This window comes from Microvirga medicaginis (assembly GCF_052658925.1).
On sequence record NZ_JBQWEL010000040.1, the window covers coordinates 1 to 18075 of the forward strand.

General features: G+C 62.3%; 15 protein-coding genes and 2 pseudogenes. 6 read left to right on the forward strand and 11 right to left on the reverse strand.

Annotation, left to right across the window (positions count from 1 at the left end):
• Positions 1 to 67 precede the first annotated feature (67 nt).
• From ACUXUR_RS26200 to ACUXUR_RS26250, 11 genes are all read right to left on the reverse strand, one after another.
• Positions 68 to 1225 (reverse strand): iron-containing alcohol dehydrogenase, encoded by a 1158-nt coding sequence (locus tag ACUXUR_RS26200; protein ID WP_445505287.1) that lies wholly within the window; start codon positions 1223 to 1225, stop codon positions 68 to 70.
• Between the two features lie 55 nt (positions 1226 to 1280).
• Complete coding sequence (locus ACUXUR_RS26205; RefSeq protein ID WP_445505288.1) at positions 1281 to 2885, reverse strand: GMC family oxidoreductase; 1605 nt, start codon at positions 2883 to 2885, stop codon at positions 1281 to 1283.
• Between the two features lie 56 nt (positions 2886 to 2941).
• Positions 2942 to 4330: an FAD-binding oxidoreductase gene (locus ACUXUR_RS26210; RefSeq protein ID WP_445505289.1), complete on the reverse strand. Its 1389-nt coding sequence runs from the start codon at positions 4328 to 4330 to the stop codon at positions 2942 to 2944.
• Positions 4327 to 6534, reverse strand: a complete 2208-nt coding sequence (locus tag ACUXUR_RS26215) for an alpha-ketoacid dehydrogenase subunit alpha/beta (RefSeq protein WP_445505290.1) — start codon at positions 6532 to 6534, stop codon at positions 4327 to 4329. Before ACUXUR_RS26215 ends, ACUXUR_RS26210 begins: the two co-directional genes overlap by 4 nt.
• A gap of 10 nt (positions 6535 to 6544) precedes the next feature.
• A complete protein-coding gene (locus tag ACUXUR_RS26220) occupies positions 6545 to 7312 on the reverse strand; it encodes an SDR family NAD(P)-dependent oxidoreductase (protein WP_445505291.1) in 768 nt (255 codons plus the stop codon).
• On the reverse strand, positions 7309 to 8106 hold the full coding sequence (locus tag ACUXUR_RS26225) for a shikimate dehydrogenase family protein (protein WP_445505292.1): 798 nt from the start codon (positions 8104 to 8106) through the stop codon (positions 7309 to 7311). The genes ACUXUR_RS26220 and ACUXUR_RS26225 overlap by 4 nt, the downstream gene beginning before the upstream one ends.
• 4 nt (positions 8107 to 8110) lie before the next feature.
• Positions 8111 to 9544 carry an aldehyde dehydrogenase family protein gene (locus tag ACUXUR_RS26230; protein ID WP_445505293.1) on the reverse strand — a complete coding sequence of 478 codons (1434 nt, stop codon included), beginning with the start codon at positions 9542 to 9544 and terminating at the stop codon, positions 8111 to 8113.
• Positions 9545 to 9561: 17 nt separating this feature from the next.
• The gene (locus ACUXUR_RS26235) at positions 9562 to 10266 is read right to left on the reverse strand and encodes an ABC transporter ATP-binding protein (protein ID WP_445505294.1); all 705 of its coding nucleotides are present in this window, start codon (positions 10264 to 10266) and stop codon (positions 9562 to 9564) included.
• Positions 10250 to 12085 carry a branched-chain amino acid ABC transporter ATP-binding protein/permease gene (locus ACUXUR_RS26240; RefSeq protein WP_445505295.1) on the reverse strand — a complete coding sequence of 612 codons (1836 nt, stop codon included), beginning with the start codon at positions 12083 to 12085 and terminating at the stop codon, positions 10250 to 10252. The genes ACUXUR_RS26235 and ACUXUR_RS26240 overlap by 17 nt, the downstream gene beginning before the upstream one ends.
• 3 nt (positions 12086 to 12088) lie before the next feature.
• Positions 12089 to 12961, reverse strand: a complete 873-nt coding sequence (locus ACUXUR_RS26245; RefSeq protein WP_445505296.1) for a branched-chain amino acid ABC transporter permease — start codon at positions 12959 to 12961, stop codon at positions 12089 to 12091.
• A gap of 93 nt (positions 12962 to 13054) precedes the next feature.
• Entirely contained in the window at positions 13055 to 14272 is a 1218-nt protein-coding gene (locus tag ACUXUR_RS26250; RefSeq protein WP_445505297.1) for an ABC transporter substrate-binding protein, read from the reverse strand.
• A 202-nt stretch (positions 14273 to 14474) separates the two neighbouring features.
• Here ACUXUR_RS26250 and ACUXUR_RS26255 point away from each other — a divergent pair, with 202 nt between their 5' ends.
• From ACUXUR_RS26255 to ACUXUR_RS26280, 6 genes and pseudogenes are all read left to right on the forward strand, one after another.
• Complete coding sequence (locus tag ACUXUR_RS26255) at positions 14475 to 15476, forward strand: NAD(P)H-quinone oxidoreductase (RefSeq protein WP_445505298.1); 1002 nt, start codon at positions 14475 to 14477, stop codon at positions 15474 to 15476.
• The gene (locus ACUXUR_RS26260; protein ID WP_445505299.1) at positions 15473 to 16243 is read left to right on the forward strand and encodes an SDR family oxidoreductase; all 771 of its coding nucleotides are present in this window, start codon (positions 15473 to 15475) and stop codon (positions 16241 to 16243) included. Before ACUXUR_RS26255 ends, ACUXUR_RS26260 begins: the two co-directional genes overlap by 4 nt.
• 20 nt (positions 16244 to 16263) lie before the next feature.
• On the forward strand, positions 16264 to 17004 hold the full coding sequence (locus ACUXUR_RS26265; protein WP_445505300.1) for an SDR family NAD(P)-dependent oxidoreductase: 741 nt from the start codon (positions 16264 to 16266) through the stop codon (positions 17002 to 17004).
• Between the two features lie 80 nt (positions 17005 to 17084).
• Positions 17085 to 17762 carry a FadR/GntR family transcriptional regulator gene (locus tag ACUXUR_RS26270; protein ID WP_445505301.1) on the forward strand — a complete coding sequence of 226 codons (678 nt, stop codon included), beginning with the start codon at positions 17085 to 17087 and terminating at the stop codon, positions 17760 to 17762.
• A gap of 104 nt (positions 17763 to 17866) precedes the next feature.
• Positions 17867 to 17989: pseudogene (locus ACUXUR_RS26275) on the forward strand (IS3 family transposase); the annotation flags it as partial.
• A pseudogene (locus ACUXUR_RS26280) lies at positions 17986 to 18075 on the forward strand (integrase core domain-containing protein); the annotation flags it as partial. The pseudogenes ACUXUR_RS26275 and ACUXUR_RS26280, both read left to right, overlap by 4 nt.

Here is an 18075-nt window from a genome sequence, read left to right on the forward strand (position 1 = left end):
CAACTTTATGGATCTGGAAGCGATCGACGTTTGCCGGGTCGGCTTACAAGCGGTGCCGTTTTCAGAGTTATAGAACCGTCTGATAGATTCCGACCACGTCTTCGAAGCTCATGTCACGGGGGTTGGTGGCCAGGAGCCGCTGAATGCCGACCGTGACCTCCCGGGCCATGTCGGGAATATCTGCCTCGGTCACGCCCAGTTGGCTGAGCCTTGTCTCAAGGCCTACGAATTCGACCAGTGACTCCAGTTCGGAGACAAAGGCTTCCGCCGCCTCCTCATCGCTTGTGAAGCTGCGACCGGGCAGCAGGTGCGGTGCGAGTTCCGCATAAGCCTTCTTGGCGACAAGAATATTGAAGCGGAATACAGGCCCCATGACCAGCGCGTTGCTGTGGCCGTGAGGAATGTGGAAGCGCGCGCCCAGCGGATAGGACAGAGCATGTACTGCCGCCACCGAGGCGTTGACGAAAGCCATGCCGGCGAGCATCGACCCGACGAGCATGGCGGAACGCGCCTCGATGTCGGAGCCGTCAGTAACCACGCGACGGATATTGGCTCCCAGCAATTCCAACGCCTTAACCGCAAGAGCGTCGGCGACAACGTTTTTGCGTGTGCGGCTGGTATAGGCTTCGATAGCGTGAACCATCGCATCCAGCGCTGTGGCCGCCGTCACCCGCGGCGGCATGCCGAGCGTCAGTTCAGCATCCAGCAATGCGATATCGGGCAGAAGCTGTGAGGAATAGATCGCTTTCTTCTCATTGGCTTCGCTCGTGACAACGGAGACCCATGTCACCTCCGATCCCGTGCCGGCCGTGGTCGGAACCTGGATCAGCGGAAGACGGTGCCCGCGCGCCAGATCGACTCCGTACAGTTCCTCGACCTTCTGCTCGGAGCGTGTCAGAAGAGCGACCAGTTTTGCCGTATCGAGAGAGCTTCCGCCGCCGAGCCCAATGACGCCATCTGCTTGGAAGCTACGCGCCGTTTCGACGGCCGCGCGCACGACCCAGACGGGGGGATCGGCCTGAACCTGATCGAACACCGTCGCCGTCACGCTGGCTGCATCAAGAAAGGACGCGGCGCGCTCTGCGAGGCCGCAGGCGGCAATACCGGGATCGCACACGACAATCGCGCGGCTGACGCCGAGACCTGCCATCAATTCGCCCAGACGAGCCAAGCCACCGATCTCGCAGATGGCGCGAGGCGTGGTTTGAAAGGTGAAACTGGTCATATCAGGTTCTTCCTCTTCGTGGCCGTATTCTTTGCACCGATCCGGGAGCCCGAACTCAGCTTGCCGCACGGGCGTCTGCGGCGATGAGGTCCGCCCCCTTTTCCGCAATCATCAGTACCGCGGCCGCGGTATTGGCGGACACCATCGTCGGCATGATGGAGGCATCAACGATACGCAGGCCCTCAAGGCCGTAGACCTTCAGGCGTTCATCTACGACGGCACGCGGGCCTTTGCCCATGCTGCAGGTGCCCAGCGCATGATAGATCGTCTGGCCGTTGCGTCTGGCAAAATCGAGCCATTCGTCATCCGTGCTGACCTCGGGTCCCGGATTCATCTCATAGGCCCGGAAACGATCCATCGCAGGTTGCTCGACGATCTGGCGTGCGATGCGCATGCCACAAATGAGAGATTCCTGGTCCGTGCGGGTAGCGAGGAAGTTCGGACGGATCGCCGGCGGCGTGAGAGGATCCGGAGACTTGATATGAATGGACCCCCGCGACTCCGGCCGCATCTGCGTGACACCAATGGTCATGCCAGGTTCCTTGTCGAGCTTGCGCTCGCCGGCATTGGCGTAGCTCGCGTGCATGAAGAAGTATTGCACGTCCGGCGTTTCCAGTTCGGGCCGCGTCTTGACGAACCCGTGCGCGAGGCCCGTGCCGAAGGTGAGAATGCCCTTGCGCGTCAGGAAATACTGCGCCACGGCAGCGCCGAGACGCCATCCGCGCGTCAGCTCGTTCAACGTAACGGGCAGCTTCACGCGCCAGTTCATGCGCGTCGCGAAGTGGTCAATATAGTTGTTGCCCACTCCCGCAAGCTCATGGAAGACGGGGATGCCGACGGAGGCCAAGATCTGCGGATCGCCGATGCCCGAGAGCTCCAGCAGATGCGGCGTCTGCACGGCTCCTGCGGCAAGGATCACCTCGGCGCGTGCCCTCGCCCTCTTGACCTCGTTGCCGACTTTGTAGGTAACACCGACTGCGCGGCGGCCCTCGAAATCGATGCGGGTGACATGGGCGTGCGTCTTAACCTTCAGGTTCGGCCGCGACAGGGCCGGGCGGAGATAGGCATCCGCCGCGCTCCAGCGTCGCCCGTTGCGCTGATTGACCTGATAATAGCCGAAGCCCTCTTGGCTTTTCCCGTTGTAATCGGGATTGAACGGGTAACCTGCCTGCTTCGCCGCCTCGATGAAGGCCTTGGAAATTTCGGGGCGTTCGGACACACGCACAATATGAACGGGGCCGCTTCCGCCTCTCAGTTCGCTCTCGCCATCCTCGAAGGATTCGAGCTTCTTGAAGTAAGGAAGGACATCCTGGAAGCTCCAATCCGTTCCGCCGAGCTGCGCCCAGGTGTCGTAGTCCTGAGGCTGACCACGAACGAAGATCATGCCGTTGATGAGCGTCGATCCACCGAGGCCTTTGCCGCGCGGCACGACGATGCTCCGGTTGTAGACATTCTCCTCCGGCTCGGTTTGGAAACGCCAATTGTACTTGGCATTCGTGAGGAGCTTGCTGAAGCCGGCGGGAATGCGGATCCAGAAACCGTCATCCGGCCCGCCAGCTTCGAGCATGAGCACGTTGTTCTTAGGGTTTTCGGTCAGCCGGTTCGCCAGCACGCAACCGGCCGTGCCTCCACCGACGATGACATAATCAAACTGATCCATAACGATGTTCTTTCAGGAACCAGATTCCGCAATTCTCGAACGTTTCAAGGAGGCCTTCAGGGCAGGAGCACCTTGCCGGGATTGAGTAGGCCTTGCGGATCGACAGCGCGCTTAATCTTGCGGGCGATCTCCAACTCTGGGCCCGAGCGATAGCGCTCCAGCTCCCCCACCCGGTACTGCCCGATGCCGTGCTCTGCGGAAATGCTGCCACCATGGGCGGCCACCACGTCGTGCACGATGCGGTTGATGGACGCGGCATCGTGGCCGGCCTCGACAAGCACGTTGTAGTGGATGTTGCCGTCGCCCAGATGACCGAAGGCATTGACCCGCGTGCCCGGCGCACCCGATGCAAGAGCCTGCCCGGCTTCGACAAGGAAACGGGGGACCGAGGTCAGTGGCACGGAGACATCGTGCTTGACGCTCTTGCCCTCCTTCGCCTCCGACTCCGTCACATGCTCGCGCAGAGCCCAAAGTTGGGCAGCCTGCGCTCCTGACTCGGCAATGACTCCATCCAGCGCGATCTCGCGCTCGAAGGCGGTGCCGAGCATCGCTTCCGCCGCCTCGCGAAGACCCGCGAGACTAGAGGCGGCCTCGATGAGAACGAACCACTCACCCTCGGCAATCGGCGGCTTGAGGCCAGCATGTTTCGCGACAAGCTGAAAGGAGGTCTGAGAGATCAGCTCGAATGCCGAAATCTGATCCCCCAGTTCGTCCTGCACCAGTTCCAGAAGCCGCAAGGCGGCATCCGGATCGGCAACCGCCAGCAGAGCCGTGACGGAATGTTTCGGGCGAGGAAGGAGACGCAGCACTGCGGCCGTCACGATCCCGAGCGTGCCTTCGCTGCCGATGAAGAGTTGCTTCCAATCGTAGCCTGCATTGTCCTTGCGCAGTCGACGCAGGCCGTTGGCAATGGTGCCATCCGGCAGCACGACCTCAAGGCCCAGCACGAGGTTACGGCTCATGCCGTAGCGCAGCACATTCACGCCGCCCGCATTGGCTGCAACGACACCGCCAATGGTCGCTGAGCCTTCCGCTGCGAGACTGATTGGCAGCATTCGACCCGCCGCTGCCGCCGCATCCTGTGCAACTTTCAGAATGCAGCCGGCCTCGGCCTCAATCGTCATGCCGACAGGGTCGATATTGCGGATCGCAGCCATGCGGTTGAGTGACAGAACGATCTGCCTCCCGGAAGCATCCGGAACGGCTCCGCCGGCCAAGCCTGTGTTGCCGCCCTGAGGCACGAGGGCGATTTCGCTCTCATGGCAGGCCTGCACGATCCGCGCCACCAGTGCGCTCGACGACGGGCGAACGACACAGGCCGGCCTGCCGGGAAAGAGCTTGCGCCAGTCGATAGCGTAAGGCTCGAGATCCGGACCATCCGTGATGACATAGGCGGGACCGGCGATCTCTTTCAAGCGCTCCAGGAAATCTGTCGGAATGCTCATCTGAACGCCTCGCTGAGGAGTGCACCGTCAAGCGGCATGCCCTTGGCTGCCATGACGATAGCCAGGCCATGGGCGACCTCGCGGCTTCCCGCGAATGCCGCGCGCTCGAGAACCTTGGAGATGGTGGGAGAAGCCTCGCGGCCGTGGACGCGCTGAACCGGTTGGTCGAGCCAGTCGAGGTAACGCCGCTGTATCTCGTCGGCGAGCATCGCACCGTAGGAGGTGCCGAGCGATCCCTGCTCGACGATGAGCACGTTGTTCGTGCGGCGGATACTGTCGCAGATCGTCTCCCAATCCAGGGAAGCCCTGTCGAGGCTACGCAGGTCGATCACCTCCGCATCGACACCGAGCCGCTCGACAGCTTCCATGCTGCGCGCCACCATCGCCGAATAGGTCAACACTGTCAGGTCACGCCCAGAGCGCACGATGCGGGCCCTGCCGAGCGGGATGACGTAATCGAGATCCTCTGCCGGAATCGTGCCCGTCGTCTGGTAGAGATCCACATGCTCGATCACGAGGATGGGGTCGCGGCAGCGCAGGGCGGCGTTCATGAGGCCGATATAGTCATGGGCTGTGGAAGGCGCGACAATGCGCCATCCAGGCGAGGTCGCGAAAACGCCAGCAGGGTCGAGAGAGTGCTGGGAGCCGTATCCCGTGCCCATGGCAATCTTGGTCCGCAGCACGAGCGGCATATCCGTATCGCCGCCGAACATGTGGCGCGCCTTGCCGATCTGATTGAACACCTGATCGGCCGCGACCCACATGAAATCCGGATACATGAACTCGATGATCGGGCGATAGCGGCCATCCATCGCCATTCCACCTGCGAGTCCCGTAAAGGCAGCCTCGCTGATCGGCGTTCCAAGAACGCGGTCCGGATAGGCATCGGCCAGCCCACGCGTCGCACCATTGGTGCCGCCTTTGAGCCGATGGATGTCCTCGCCCATGATGACGAGCGTATCATCGGTCTCGAAGCGCCGATGCAGGACATCCGCGATGGCGTCCACGAATTTGCGCTCTTTGGTTTGTCCCTTGTGAGCATCGGCCTCTAGAATCCGGGCATCGCGCAAGTCCGGAAGATCGCCGCGAATTCCCACATCGACGAAAGCGGTGTCGGGCCACATGTCGGGACGGACACGACGAGCATTGCCGTGCGGCTCGACGAGGAGATCCGTCAGGCGCGCCATCACGGTCTTGCACCTGTCGCGCAGGTCGGAAACATCCGTTTCGTCGAGAAGGCTGCGCTTGATCATCTCGTCGGCCGTGCGCTTCAACGGATCGCGGGCGCGCCAAGATGCTTCCTCATCCTTCGTGCGGTATCCGAAGGCGGAACCCGGGAGCGGCCCGTTTTGGTGGAAGAAGCGATAAACCTCGGCCTCGATGAGTGCGGGCCCCTTGCCTTCGCGCAAGAGCGCCAGCGCTTCCTGCGTTGCAAGATGCACGGCCAGCGGATCCATGCCATCGACCCGCCAGGACGGAACTCCGAAACCGCAGCCTCGTCCCGACAGGCGGCCCTCACGGGTTGCTTCCTCCACCTTAGTCGCGACCGCATAAAGGTTGTTCTCGACGAAGAACAGCATCGGCAGCGACCAAGCCGCAGCGAGGTTCATCGTCTCCAGGGCCGTGCCGATATTGACGGCACCATCGCCGAAATAGGTCACGGCGATATCGCCAGTACCAGCCATCTTGTGAGCCATGGCGGCACCCGCTGCGAGGGGCACACCGCCGCCGACGATGGCGTTTGTGCCGAGCGCCCCCGCCTCGGCCCAGCGCAGATGCATGGAGCCGCCGCGCCCGTGCCCGAAGCCGGGATCGAGACCGAGGATCTCAGCCAGGGTCCGGTGCAGTACGGTTTCTACCCGCTCAGAGAACTCGGCCTTCGGATCGAGCCTCGGGGCGACATAGGCCAATGCCTTTGCCAGGAACTGGTGGTGGCCGCGATGGGAGCCGTTGACCTGATCGGTCGGGCGCAGGCCCACGACGGAACCAACAGCGCCCCCCTCCTGCCCGATGGAGGAATGGGCGGGGCCATGAACGAGACCTTCGCCCGCGAGATCGAGAACGGTTTCCTCGAAAGCACGAATGAGATGCATCTGCGTCAGCATCTCGCCGAGCAGCGCAGGATCGGCAGCCTTCCAATCCTTCGCCGTGGTGCGCAGTTCGATCCAGGGCGCAGCAGGGGCAAGCTTCGTGCGTTCCGGCATCACAGTTCCTCTAAATGTACCCGTAGGCCGTCCAGCCGCCATCGACGCCGACGATCTGGCCCGTCATGGGGCCCGATGCGTCGGAGGCTAGGAAGGCTGTGACCTCAGCCACTTCCTGCGGTTCGATCAGGCGCCCGATGGGCGTGCGCTTTTCGAGCGCGTTCACATCAAGGCGGCCTCGTGCCTGCAGGTCCTCCACGAAGGGCGTGCGGACATACCCAGGCGCGATGGCGTTGACGCGAATGCCGTGGCGCGCCCATTCGACCGCAAGCGCCTTCGCCATGGCGGACACGCCGCTCTTCGAGACCACGTATCCCAGCCGTTCGGGAGCGGCCACCACGCCGTAGATCGACGACGTGAGAATGATGGTCCCCTTCCCACGAGGAACCATGCGGCGTCCCGCTTCCTGCACGGTGAGAAAGACGCCATCGAGATTGACGCTCATCACGCGCCGCCAGCCCTCGAAATCGAGATCGAGCGTGGGGCAGTTCTGGGAAATCCCGGCGTTGGCAACGACGATGTCCACGGCACCGAAATGCTTCTCGGCGGCATCGAACGCAGCCGTCACATCGGCAGGCTCTGTCACACTGCCGGATGCGACGATGACATCCCCGATATCGCGAACGGCGTCTTCAGCCGTTGGGTCACGGTCGAGCACAACGATGCGCGCGCCGCGGGCCGCGAAGGTCCGGGTCATGGCGAGGCCAATGCCGGATGCTCCGCCCGTGATGAGGGCGCAGCGCCCTTCGAGATCCTTCACGGGCGCGAGGGCTGTCATGGATGCATCCTCATGAATTCCGCCATGAGTTCGAGCTGACAGGCCAGCATGGGCTTGCCATGATGGATCCGGCATCCACGCTCCTTCGCTTCTGCCAGAAGCGCCGTCGTCTCCGGCTGCATGATGATCTCGGCGACGATCTGGTCAGGTGTCAGGCGCGTCACGTCGAGCGGAAGAGAGTCTCCCTCTTTCAATCCGAGCGAAGTGGCGTTGACCACGATCTCGTATCCGGATGGATCGGTGGTGCCGATCTCGACCGGAACGGACGGATAGTGCTCCGCCAGACGCTGCTTCAGATCCTCGGCCTTGCTGCGGGTGCGGTTGGCGATAGTGAGACGCGACACGCCAGCCTCCGCGAGAGCGAAGGCGATGGCATTGGCTGCACCGCCCGCTCCCGCGAGAAAGACGCTGCGTCCGCCGGGTTTGATGCCACCCTGACGCAGACCGGCGACGAAGCCTGCGCCGTCCAGCATCTCGCCGACGAGGCGGCCATCCACCTCCCGGCGAACCGTGTTGACGGCACCGATCGCCCTCGCCTGCTCGCTGACGTCGTCGCAGAGATCGACGATAGCGGTCTTGTGAGGCACCGTGACCACGAAGCCCTTCAGGTTGCGCATGGCCTTGAGGCCAGCCACCAATGTATCGAGATCACTGGCGCCCACGTGAAAAGGAATGAGAATGCCGTCGACGCCACGCGCATTCATGAGTGCATTGAGAGCCTGCGGTGTCTTCACCTGGTGGATCGGGTCGGCCAGGATGCCCCAGATCGCTGTGCGGCCTGTAATTTCCGTCATCACATCACCCAAGCGTATAGGCGACCTTCACCGCCGTGTAGAATTCGCGGGCATAGGCGCCCTGCTCGCGAGGTCCGTAGGACGACCCCTTCCGGCCTCCGAACGGCGTGTGATAATCGACGCCCGCAGTCGGCAGATTCACCATCACCATTCCGGCAGCGGAGCGCTTCTTGAAGTCGCTCGCGTATTTCAGGGACGTCGTGCAGATGCCGGACGACAGCCCGAACTCGGTGTCGTTGGCGACGGCAACCGCCTCCTCGTAGTCGCGCACGCGGATCACGGTCGCCACCGGGCCGAAGATTTCCTCGCGATTGACGCGCATATCGTTGCTGGTCTCCGTCAGAAGAGCCGGAGACATGTAGTAACCGGGCGTTTCGCGGTTGAGGATCTTGCCGCCGAACGCTACTTTCGCGCCCTCGTTACAGCCGATATCCACATAGCCGAGATCTTGCTCGAGCTGTGAACGGCTGACGACGGGGCCGATATCAGTGCCGGGCTTCAATGCGTCGTCAACTTTCAGTCCGGCAACACGCTCGCGCAGGGCATCGACGAAGCGGTTGTGGATGCCTTCCTGGACGATAAGTCGGGAGGAGGCCGTGCAACGCTGCCCGGTTGAGAAGAACGCACCGTTCACGGCACATTCGACAGCGGTCGTCAGATCGGCGTCGTCGAGGACCACGAGAGGATTCTTGCCGCCCATCTCGAGCTGGATCTTGGCGCCGCGTGCCACGAGATCGCCCGCGAGCCGCCGTCCGACCGGCACGGAGCCGGTAAAGCTCACTGCGCGCACGAGCGGCGATCTTACGATTGCGTTGCCGACCTGCGAGCCGGGACCCATGACGAGGTTGAAGACACCCGCCGGCACGCCTGCGCGCCCAATGATGTCGGCCAGAGCCCAGCCGGAGCCAGGCACCAAGTCCGCGGGCTTGAAGACCACACAGTTGCCGAATGCGAGCGCGGGGGCGATCTTCCAGGCGGGAATCGCAATCGGGAAATTCCATGGCGTGATGAGACCCACCACGCCTTCCGGCTCGCGGACGATTTCCACGTCCACGCCCGCCCGCACGGAGGCAAGACGGTCACCCGTGATCCGCAGCGCTTCACCGGCGAAGAACTTGAACACGCGGCCTGCGCGAACAACCTCGCCGATGCCCTCCGGCAGCGTCTTGCCCTCCTCCCGGGAGAGCAGACGGCCGAGCTCGTCCTTGCGCGCCAGCAGTTCTGTTCCGATCCGATCCAGGATGTCGGAGCGCACCTCCGGGCTCGCTGCGGCCCAGGTCGGGGACGCGGCGTGAGCGGCGGCAACGGCCTGTTCCGTTTGGGCGGCGTCGGCGGAAGCGTATTCGCCCACCACGTCGTCCAGATTAGAGGGGTTGATGTTGCGGTTGGAAGTGACGCCTTCGACCCACTCGCCGCCGATATAGTTCCGGTGCAGCATGTCCGTCCTGTTTTCTTTTAGATTCCGAGATACGCAGTCTTGATGTGCGGGTCGGCGAGGAGGCCGGCTCCGGTGTTCTGCATGGCAATGCGACCGTTTTCGATGACATAGGCCCGGTTCGCGATCTTCAGGGCATGGAAGGCCTTCTGCTCCACGAGGAGAACCGTAGTTCCCATCTGGCAGATGCGGTCCACCACATCGAACATCTGCTGCACGATGAGAGGCGCGAGGCCGAGAGACGGCTCGTCCAGCATCAGCAGCTTCGGTGAGGCCATGAGGCCGCGCGCAATCGCGACCATCTGCTGCTCGCCGCCCGACAGGGAGCCTGCAAGCTGGTCGAGACGTTCCCGCACGCGGGGGAAGATGCTGAGCACTTCCTCGAAGCGCTTGGATGCGCCTTCGCGCGCCTTCGGGTGGTAGCAGCCCATCATGACGTTATCGCGCACGCTCATAACCGGGAAGAGCTGGCGCGCTTCCGGCACCATGATGAGCCCACGCCCCACAATATCGGCAGGGCTATGTCCGCCGATCCGCTCGCCGTCGAAAATGATCTCGCCGCGAGAGGGCTTCACGAGGCCAGAAATCGTCCGCAGCAGCGTTGTCTTACCGGCACCGTTGGAGCCGATGATCGTGACCACCTCCCCACGCCCGATCTCTATCGAGACATCCTGGAGGATGACCGTGCGGCCGTAGCCTGCGGTAACATTAGAGACCTTGAGCATGGACGAAATCCTCTCCGAGATATGCCTCGATTACGCGGCGTTCCTTCACGACCTCCTGCGGATTGCCCTGAGCAATCACCCTGCCGGAATCAATGACCACGATCCGGTCGGACAGGCTCATGATCGCCTGCATGTTGTGCTCGATGGCGATGATTGTGACGCCGGTATCGCGAATCGTGCGGATGAGATTCACCATCCGCTGCGTATCGGACTGGCTCTGCCCCGCCATCACCTCGTCGAGGAGAAGGATCGAGGGCTCGGTCGCCAGGGTACGAGCAACCTCAAGCCGCTTCAGGCCGCCGATGGGTAGGTTGCGCGCTTCCACATCCTTGATCTCGTCAAGTCCGACGAGACGGGCGACGCGCAGGGCGGCCGCACGGGCGTCGTCGACCTTCGGGTGACGCATGAAGGCGCCGACCATGATGTTCTCGAGAACCGTCAGTTTGCCGAAAGGCTGCACGATCTGGAACGTGCGTCCCACGCCAAGCCTTGCGAACTCGTCGGCAGACGCCGGACGCACCATGGCGCCGTCGGGGCCGATAACGGCAACGGTGCCCGATGTCGGCTTCAGGAAGCCCGAGATCTGGCCGAACAGCGTCGTCTTGCCCGCGCCGTTGGGGCCGATGATGCCAAGAATTTCTCCACGGCGCAGCGTGATGGACACATTGTCGGTGGCGGTCAGGCCGCCGAACTTCATCACGAGGCTATGAGCCTCCAGGATCGGCGCGCCCACCTCGCCCGTCATGGGCCGCTGAGCCGGCGCCTCGCGTTCCTCCTCGCGGCGTCCGCCGCCCGGAAGACGGTCGATCCACTTCACGACGCGAGGCCCGAAGGTGCCGACAAGGCCGGCGGGCAAAGTGAGCGTGATAATCACGAGTACCGCGCCGTAGACGAAACCGTGCAGACCGCTGGCGGATGCACCGAGCCAGCCGCGGGCCGCCTCCGCGAGCGGAACGACGAGCACCGTCCCCAACAGCGGGCCGACCACCGTTCCAAGGCCGCCGATGAGCGAGAACATGGCGATTTCGATGGAGGTCGCGAGCGAGAACATCGTCGCGGGCTCGAGGAACGTCATGTACATGGCGTGGAAGGAGCCGACGAGCGAAGTCAGCGCCGCCGAGATCATCACGGCCTTGAGCTTCACGCGGGTATTGTTGACGCCTGCCGCCAGCGCCGCATCCTCCCGCTCGCGCACGGCGGTGAGATAATAACCCAGCCGCGAGTTGCGGATGGCCCAGGAGACGATGAGCGTCAGCACGAGCAGGCCGAATGCGATGTAGAGATAATTGATCTTGTCCTGGAAGATCATCCACGCCCAGCCGAGCTTGAGCGGCACGATGAGACCAGCGGAGCCGCCGGTCAGGCCGTTGAAGTGGATCGACAGGAGGCGCACCACTTCGAGGAAGGCGATGGTTGCCAGGGAGAAGAACGGGCCGCGCAGGCGGAAGCACGGATAGCCGATGGCAATGCCGACCACGACCGAGAGCGCCGCGCCGGCCCACATGCCGAGCCACGGGCTGAGGCCGAAATGCTGGATCAGGAGAGCGGTGGTGTACCCGCCGATGCCGTAGAAGACGGTATGGCCGAGCGAAAGTTGTCCGGCATAACCACCGACGATGTTCCAAGCCGTCGACAGGGCTCCGAATACGCAGATCGTCACGAAGACGTGCACGACGAACGGCGAGTCAATGAGCACCGGAACGATCAGCAGCAACGCGAATGCAATCAGTGCACAATAGACCCGGGGATTGGTGAGACGAGCGAGGAAGCCTGAGCTGCGCGGGCTCGTCGCCGTGGGTGCGATGGCTTTAGCGGTCATGTGTCACTCCGTGCCGCGGCCGAACCCGAAGAGGCCCGTCGGCTTGAAGATCAGGATGAGGATGAAGATCGCGAAATAGACCACTTCCTTGAGGTCCGGCGCGATGTAGTAGCCCGAGAGGCTGTCCACGATGCCGATGATCATTGCACCCACGAAGGCGCCGTAGATGCTGCGCATGCCGCCCAGCACCACGACCACGAAGGCGGTGAGCACAAAATAGGTGCCGATGGTCGGCGTGACCGGATAGAGTGGCATCAGGAGCGCGCTTGCCAGACCTACGCAGGCGGCACCCAGGCCGAAGGTGATCACGTAGATGCGGTCGACGCGCACGCCCATGAGGAGAGCTGCATTGCGGTTCTGGGCTGTCGCGCGGATGGCGCGCCCAAGTGCCGTCGTCTGCATGAAGAAGTGCAGGCCGGCCACCAAGACGGCCGCGCAGACGAGCATAATGAGCTGCCCAACGAGCATTGTATAGCCGCCGAGGACCAGTGACTTGGAGGCGGCCGGCACGGTGAGCGAATAAAGATCTGCACCGAAGATCAGAAGGGCCAGGTTCACGAGCGCCGTCGACAGACCGACCGTTGCGAAGATCTGGATATGCTCGTCGGCCCCGAGAAGCGGCTGAATGATGAAGCGCTGAACGAGCGCTCCCAGCACGAAGAGCAGGATCACGACCGGCACGATGGAGGCATACGGGCTCAGGCCGAAATGCGTTCCCAGCAGGTAGACCGCATACATGCCGATCATCAGGAACTCGCCATGGGCGAAATTGACGACCCGAACGATTCCGAAAATCAGGGTAAGGCCGACGGCGATGATGGCATACATGCTGCCAAGCAGAATGCCATTTAGAATGAGCTGTACGAAAACGTCCATCGACGGACTCCGGGACGCAGGCTTTAAAAATCAGGATATGAGGAGGCGACCCCCGGCTGGTCTCTGGGCCGGAGGTCGCGAGATGCAGCCAGCTTAGTTCGTGCCGATTCCGGTCTTCATCTTGGCAACCGCAGCCTCAGGCGGGAACACGGTGACGAGTTCGCCGCCCTGCCACTGCATGAGGAAGGGGCTAACGCGGGTGTTCTGGCCACCCTCGTTGAACTTCACACCCCAGCCAGTCGCGGTCTTGCCCATCGGGATGTCCACCTTCATGAGCGTCTCACGAAGTGTGTCGGCCTTCAGGTCCTTCGAAGCCGCCATGGCATCAAGGAAGACATTCGCACCCATGTAGTTGGTGAGACTGTGACCCGAGCGAGGAGCGATGCCATACTTTGCCTGATATTTCTTCACGAACTCGTCAATGCCGGGAGCGGCCTGCGGGTTGGTGCGATATTGCGGGAAGTCGACGTTGAGAGCGCCTTCGATGTTCTCGGTGCCAACAGCCTGAGCCGTATCGCGGGTCGAGTAGCCGCCGCCCGCACCGATGACAGCCTTAGGCTTGAAGCCCTGGTCCTTCATCTGACGGAAGAACAGAACAGTGTCGTTCTGATAGGAGGTCTGCAGCACGACATCCACGCCGGCGGACTTGAGACGCAGGATCACTGGCGTCAGATCGACGGATTTTGCCGAGTAGGGAAGCGTCTCGACGACGTTCAGGCCTTTTTCCTTGGCGCGCTTCTGCTGGAAGCCCGCGACTGTCTGGCCGTAAAGCGAGTCCTCGTGAATGATGCCGATCTTGAGATCCTTCGGCTGTGCATTGATCGCGGGAGCCACGGCTTCGATCACGGAATCGACCATCCGGTTGGCGAAGTCCTTCGAAGTCGGATTGGTACGGAAGATGTACTTGAAGCCACGCTCCGTGATCGGATCAGAGATTGCGCCCAGCTCGAAATAGGGAACGCTCGCAAGCTCGGCCACCTGAGAGGCGGCAATGGACAGCGACGACGAGTAGGTCCCGAAGATCACCGAAACCTTGTCGACCGAAGTGAGACGGCGCGCCTCGCCGACGGCTTGGTTGGGATCGACAGCGTCACCCTTGACGAGCTCAATCTTCTTGCCGTTGAGACCGCCCGCGGCATTGCGCTCCTCGACTGCGATCTCCAGGCCACGGAAGCTCTCGTCGCCGAGAAGGGCGAGGCCGCCGGAGAACGGATAGAGCGCTCCAACTTTGACCGTCTGCTGAGCGTATGCCTGCGACGCGCCGAGCGCCAAGCCGGTGGCAAGAGCCACCTTCAAAAACATCTTCATCATTTCCTCCCTGAAGCCCTCTTCCTGAAGGCCCCTCCGGGCTGTGCAGCCCGGTGCGACCGACCAGCTGTTCGGTCGGCGAGGCAGATACTGCAGATAACCAAGTTGCCTGACAAGTAGGAACTTGCTAATTCTTAGGTCGGATTGAGACGGCAGGGGCAACCGGCCGCACGAGATAGCCCGAGGCAAGAGGAAACGTTTGAGAATGACTATCCCTGAGACAATGCGGCAGGTTCGCTTCCAAGGTGCGGGCGGGCCGGAAGTGATTTACGTGGAGACCGCGCCGGTCCCGCAGCCCGGATCCGGACAGGTGCTGATCGAGGTCGCGGCAGCGGGCGTGAACCGTCCGGACTGCCTGCAGCGCGCAGGCGGCTATCCCCCTCCTCCGGGCGCGACCGATGTGCCGGGCCTCGAAGTCTCTGGCCGAATCGTGGCCGTTGGCGATGGCGTGAACGGCCTGAAACTAGGCGATGAAGTCTGTGCCTTGGTCGCGAGCGGCGGATATGCCGAATACTGCGTGGCCGATTGGGCTCTCTGCCTTCCGATTCCAGCCCCTCTCTCTTTGCTCGAAGCAGGCGGCATTCCGGAAACCTACTTCACCGTTTACGATAATGTCTTTACGCGCGGCCGTCTCGCCGCTGGCGAGACCCTTCTCGTGCATGGTGGGTCGAGCGGTATCGGTTCCACGGCGATCCAGCTCGCCAAGCAGGCGGGAGCCACAGTCTATGCGACAGCCGGCTCGCCCGAGAAATGCGATTTCTGCCGCTCGCTAGGTGCTGATGTCGCCTTCGACTACCGCTCGCAGGATTTCGTCGCTGAGGTCAAGCGGCTCACGGACAATCGCGGCGTAGACGTGATTCTGGATATGGTTGGCGGTCCTTACATCGCCCGCAATATCTCGGCTCTCGCTTTCGAAGGGCGCCTCGTCCAGATCGCTTTCCTTCAATCAAGCAAAGTCGAGATCGACTTCATGCCGGTGATGCTCCGGCGACTGACGATAACGGGCTCGACGCTGCGCCCGCGCTCCGTGGAGCTGAAGGCGAAGATCGCTGAAGCGCTGCGGAAGAACATCTGGCCCCTCCTTGAAAAGGGAGTTGTCAAGCCCATCATCCATGCGACGTTCCCGCTCGAACAGGCCCGCGCAACCCATGAGCTGATGGAGTCGAGCGTGCATCAGGGCAAGATCATGCTGGAGATCCGCAAATGAGCTCTCATACGGGTCATGTTGCCCTGATCACAGGCGCAGGACGCGGCATCGGACGGGCCATCGCGGATGCTCATGCCGCCGCCGGCGCGCGCGTCGCTTATGTGGACTACGATCCTGCCCTCGCAGAGCAAGCGGCGACCGCTGCCAAAGCGCGCGGTCATGACGTGATCGCTCTCTCGACGGATGTGGCGAACGAAGAGGCAGTCGCCCTCGCCTGCCGGCGGGCGGCCGAGGCTCTGGGAACGATCGACATCCTGGTCAACAATGCCGGCATCTCGCCAAAGACGGGCGGTGACGGAAAACGGGCTCACGCCTGGGAGATGAGCCCGGACGAGTGGCGCCGTGTGATTGATGTCAACCTGACGGGCGCATTCAACTGCATGCGCTCCGTCGTACCCGGCATGCGCGAGATCGGTCACGGGCGCATCGTCAGCCTCTCCTCGGTCGCCGGCAAGACCTATTGCGATATCGTGGGCGTTCATTACGCCGCATCGAAAGCGGCACTGATCGGGTTCACGAAACATCTCGCCGGTGAGCTTGGCCCCTATGGCATCACGATCAATGCTGTTGCGCCAGGCCGTATCGATACGCCGCTCGTGCGGGGAACCGCGCCCGAAGCCAACGAGGCCGCGCGCCTCGCCACACCTCTGCGGCGGCTCGGAAGTCCAGAGGACGTGGCCAATATGTGCTTGTTCCTCACCTCCGACGCTGCGGCCTTCGTGACCGGACAGGTCTGCGACGTGGCCGGCGGCTGGCTGATGACCTGAGAACGGGTGAAAGGCGAACCATGTTCGATTTTTCCGGAAGAACTCTGTTTCTCACCGGCGCCAATGGCAGCATCAGCCGGGCAATTGCGAAAGTCTTCTTCGATCTCGGCACCAATTGTCTCCTCACGGATCTCGACGAGGTAGGCATTCAAGGCTTCGCCCATGAGCTTGATTCTTCGGGAACGCGCGCTATCGGACTTCGTCAGGACGCCGCCATTTCCGCAGATGCGGACAGCGCCCTGGCTGTTGCGAAGGAGCGGTTCGGGGCGGTCGATTTCGTCGTCACGTCGGCGGGTCTCTATCGCGACCAGATGGTCTATGACATGACCGACGAGCAATGGCGGCAATCGATCGACATCAACCTGTCGGGCGTCTTCTACACCTGCCGTGCGGCCATTCCATATTTGGCCGACCGAGCCGCCCTTGTGAACATCGCCTCCATGGCAGGGCACAAGGGCAGCTACATGCATTCGCATTACGCCGCTGCCAAGGGCGCCGTGCTGACGTTCTCCCGTTCGCTGGCCTTGGAACTCGCGCCCCGCGTGCGAGTCAATGCCGTATCGCCCGGCCTCATTGAGGGACCGATGGTACAGCCTCTTCTTCGCGTGCGCGGCCCGGAGCTGATCGAACAGACACCGCTCAAGCGTCTCGGCACTCCAGAAGAAGTTGCGCGCTCTGTCGCTTTCCTGTGCTCAGACTGGGCCAGCTTCATCACAGGTGAAACCGTGCATGTAAATGGCGGCCTCTACATAGGAAGCTGAGGACGATGAGCAGAACAACCAAGGCGCCGGAACCGCGCTCAATGTTTCCATCCCGCGATATCATCGGGCGAGGCCCGTCCTTGGCCGATACACTGGCACTGCGTCTCAAAGACGAGATCGTCTCGGGCCGCCTGCGCCCTGGCGAGAAACTCGCAACGGAACAGCAGATTTCCGAGACCTATGGAGTCAGCCGCCCCACCGTACGTGAGGCCATTGGCCGATTGAAACACGATGGTTTGGTGCTCACCCGTCAGGGCGCTGGCGCATTCGTTGCAGATCCAAGCGCCGTTTCAGTCTTTCGCCTCGACATCGCAGATTTCTCCGATAGAGAGGAAATCCGCAACATCGTCGAACTCCTCATGGCCATCGAGGCTACGGCCACTGAGCACGCAGCCGTGCGCCGGACAGATGGAAACTTGACGGCCATTGAGGCCCAACTCAACGCAATGCAGGCCGCGGTTGACCGCGGGGAAACCGGCGTTGATGAAGATGTCGCCTTTCACCGAGCCATCGTGGAGGCCGCCGGCAACCCGTTCTTCCTTGATTTGTCTGATTTTCTTGACCGGCGTGTGCGCAATTTCATTCGCACAGCCCGTACGAACACGGCACGCATTGGGGGCCTGACGCAAGCAGTTCAAGCTGAGCACCAAGCAATATTTGAAGCAATTGTGCGGAAGGACGCAGTCGCTGCACGGAGTGCGGCAGAAAATCATCTGCGCAATGCAGCAGCACGGCTTGCCCTCTACCTTGAGAAGTAACCCCGCAGGTGACAGATCCTGCCGGGCATTGAGCGGGACGTGGACTGCCTCCTGAAAAGTGATCCTCCCTGAAGTATGGCTTTTAAACCGAAGGAGGACTGAAGATGGGCAAGAAGAGGCACATGGCCGAAGAGATCGTTTCCAAGTTGCGGCAGGTTGACGTGCTGACCGCGCAGGGCCGGACGGTGGCGGAGGCGATCCGGCAGATCGGCGTGACGGAGGTCAGCTCCGGGATGAACTGCTGAAAGGCGAAATCTTCTACACCTTGGAGGAGGCAAAAGTGGTGATCGAAAGCTGGAGACGGCACTACAAC

What these genes read in the sequence shown, in the direction of transcription:
- ACUXUR_RS26225 (WP_445505292.1), bottom strand. Translation starts at nt 8,106, where the DNA reads ATGACGGAAATTACAGGCCGCACAGCGATCTGGGGCATCCTGGCCGAC.
- ACUXUR_RS26215 (WP_445505290.1), bottom strand. Translation starts at nt 6,534, where the DNA reads ATGCCGGAACGCACGAAGCTTGCCCCTGCTGCGCCCTGGATCGAACTG.
- ACUXUR_RS26240 (WP_445505295.1), bottom strand. Translation starts at nt 12,085, where the DNA reads ATGACCGCTAAAGCCATCGCACCCACGGCGACGAGCCCGCGCAGCTCA.
- ACUXUR_RS26235 (WP_445505294.1), bottom strand. Translation starts at nt 10,266, where the DNA reads ATGCTCAAGGTCTCTAATGTTACCGCAGGCTACGGCCGCACGGTCATC.
- ACUXUR_RS26260 (WP_445505299.1), top strand. Translation starts at nt 15,473, where the DNA reads ATGAGCTCTCATACGGGTCATGTTGCCCTGATCACAGGCGCAGGACGC.
- ACUXUR_RS26265 (WP_445505300.1), top strand. Translation starts at nt 16,264, where the DNA reads ATGTTCGATTTTTCCGGAAGAACTCTGTTTCTCACCGGCGCCAATGGC.
- ACUXUR_RS26245 (WP_445505296.1), bottom strand. Translation starts at nt 12,961, where the DNA reads ATGGACGTTTTCGTACAGCTCATTCTAAATGGCATTCTGCTTGGCAGC.
- ACUXUR_RS26205 (WP_445505288.1), bottom strand. Translation starts at nt 2,885, where the DNA reads ATGGATCAGTTTGATTATGTCATCGTCGGTGGAGGCACGGCCGGTTGC.
- ACUXUR_RS26210 (WP_445505289.1), bottom strand. Translation starts at nt 4,330, where the DNA reads ATGAGCATTCCGACAGATTTCCTGGAGCGCTTGAAAGAGATCGCCGGT.
- ACUXUR_RS26200 (WP_445505287.1), bottom strand. Translation starts at nt 1,225, where the DNA reads ATGACCAGTTTCACCTTTCAAACCACGCCTCGCGCCATCTGCGAGATC.
- ACUXUR_RS26230 (WP_445505293.1), bottom strand. Translation starts at nt 9,544, where the DNA reads ATGCTGCACCGGAACTATATCGGCGGCGAGTGGGTCGAAGGCGTCACT.
- ACUXUR_RS26220 (WP_445505291.1), bottom strand. Translation starts at nt 7,312, where the DNA reads ATGACAGCCCTCGCGCCCGTGAAGGATCTCGAAGGGCGCTGCGCCCTC.
- ACUXUR_RS26250 (WP_445505297.1), bottom strand. Translation starts at nt 14,272, where the DNA reads ATGATGAAGATGTTTTTGAAGGTGGCTCTTGCCACCGGCTTGGCGCTC.
- ACUXUR_RS26255 (WP_445505298.1), top strand. Translation starts at nt 14,475, where the DNA reads ATGACTATCCCTGAGACAATGCGGCAGGTTCGCTTCCAAGGTGCGGGC.